At 65.1% G+C, this 2,023-nt stretch carries 2 protein-coding genes; one reads left to right on the top strand and one right to left on the bottom strand.

Going from position 1 to position 2,023, the window contains the following annotated elements; translation table 11 throughout:
• Positions 1–288 (top strand): hypothetical protein (locus tag IEY73_RS32545; protein WP_229716402.1); only part of this gene is annotated, 288 nt, incomplete at its 5' end.
• Between the two features lie 865 nt (positions 289–1,153).
• Here the strand turns inward: IEY73_RS32545 and IEY73_RS32540 are convergent.
• On the bottom strand, positions 1,154–1,903 hold the full coding sequence (locus IEY73_RS32540; protein ID WP_229716400.1) for a class I SAM-dependent DNA methyltransferase: 750 nt from the start codon (positions 1,901–1,903) through the stop codon (positions 1,154–1,156).
• Positions 1,904–2,023 lie beyond the last annotated feature (120 nt).

Below are 2,023 nucleotides of genomic sequence, written 5' to 3'. Positions count from 1 at the left end.
ACCGACTGGGTGCGTTCGGTGGCGGTCGGGCAGCTCGACGGCCGCACCATCATCGTCTCCGGCAGCAACGACAACACAGTGCGGGTATGGAACCAAGCCGACCCGCCAACCAGCCGAATAGAAATCAGAATCGCGATCGATGCGGCCTCGACAATTTATGACCTCGCGATCAACCACCCCGATGTTGTGGTGGTGGCGACCGAACTCGGCGTAATAGTCGTACGCCTCGGACGTCAACCGTGCAGTCGCGCATTATCATCGGCAAATCCGGAAACTCTGCCCGGGTGACAGCCAGGACCGCCGTGACCGTACGTGACACTCGCCGGATCACGGCGGCCGACGGCGAGGCGGCCCACATCCACGATCCCCGAAACTGCTGCTGCGCTACCAGGACCACCAGCCGCGCGCGAGGCAGCCGACCGGGCGTCGGCCTCACGGGCGTCCTGCCGCTACGAAGCTTCGCGAGGCCGAGCCGGACACGACCACACCCGCGTCGGGCAAAATGCCGCCGACACCGACCTCCTACCGGCACCCAAGACCCGCACGACCTCCCCGCCCCGGCGAGCGTCGCCGCCCGCCGGCACCGGCCACCGCCAACACGACACAAGGCCGGACCCAACCGGAAACAAGCCGACCCGCCGCAGCGACAGCGAGCATCTGCAGCGTCGCCGAACGCGATCCCGAGGGGAGCAGGTCCCCTGTCCACCACACCCCCGCCAAACCACGAAAACCACCCCCACCAAAACACGATCAATCCTGCTGAATCGGCAGGTCAGCCGCCATGACCAGCCGCCCCCGCAGGGAGCAGGTTTGGGATGCATCCGGCCACCGAGATCCACCTGCAACTCGACCGCATTTGCCCAGCTCAGCGGCAGAGTCCGGCCGCGTTTGAGGGCGCGTTTCGGACCCTCCGCGTACGGCACCAACCTGCTCCCACCGGCCCCATCCCCAGCGCAGCGAGCCAGCCACGGTGAGTGATCGCCGGGACGGCGAACGAGCGTGTCAGCGACGCGGGTGAAGCCGACCTTACTCAACCCGCAGGGCGTCGAGTACGCAGACGACAGCGACCTCAACCAGTCCGACCCGCCAGCTTCACCCACAGCAGATCACAGACTTTCGCGTTTATCGCGGCAGATCCGTGTGTTGAGGGGTGTCACACCGGCTTGCGCCAGGTCGAGACCTGGCTCTCCGAGTCGCCGGTGAACGGCATGCCGCTCCAATCGGCGGAACGTTGCTCGAGATACATCCCGGCGAGCTGTGCCATCAGGTCGCATTCGGCCGGCCAGATGTAGCGAAAATTGCTATCGCCGTAGGTTACCGTTCCGTCGGAGTGTTGCCAGTAGTGATGCGACGTGCCCTGTTGAGTGGCCATGTCGTAGGTGTCGAAGCCGACGTGGTGCTGGCCGACGTGAAAGGGCACTGCCGCCTGCCCTGGCGGAAAACGCCGGATGCCTGGAACCCACAACTCGATGACGAACCGTCCGCCCGGCGCGAGGTGACGGGCCGCATTCTGGAAGCAGGTAACCTGCTCAGCCTGAGTGCGCAGGTTGCTGATGCTGTTCCAGACCAGGTACACGAGCGAGAACTGCCCGGGCATCGTGCTGGTCGCCATGTCGCCGACCACAACGGGGATGTCTGCTCGCTTGTTGTGCAGCTGGTCGACCATCGGCTGCGAAAGCTCGATGCCGGATACCGGCACGCCGCGTTCCTGCAGGGGTATAGCCACCCGTCCGGTGCCGATCGCGAACTCCAGTGCGGGACCGTCGCCGGCCAAGTCAGCGAGGAAACTCACCGCAGGATCGAGCACTTCCGGAGCGAACATGAAGGCGGAGGTCTCGTCGTAACGCTTGGCAGTCGCAGAATCCCAGAGATCGCTGCTCGTCATCCGAGCAGCCTGGAACATGACGGGCTCCGTCAGCCACCGATTTCTCGGCAACGCACTCAACTCGGCATGTCCGACGGTCGGCGCACGGTTGCGAAGCGTCACGGCGCACGAGTGATGGTTTGCTGCAAGGGTTGTTCA

Origin of the sequence: Mangrovihabitans endophyticus (genome assembly GCF_014646155.1) — a bacterium.
GTDB lineage: Bacteria > Actinomycetota > Actinomycetes > Mycobacteriales > Micromonosporaceae > Actinoplanes > Actinoplanes endophyticus.
The sequence above is the reverse complement of the archived record's forward strand: the minus strand, read 5'-3'. Positions and strand labels throughout refer to the sequence as shown.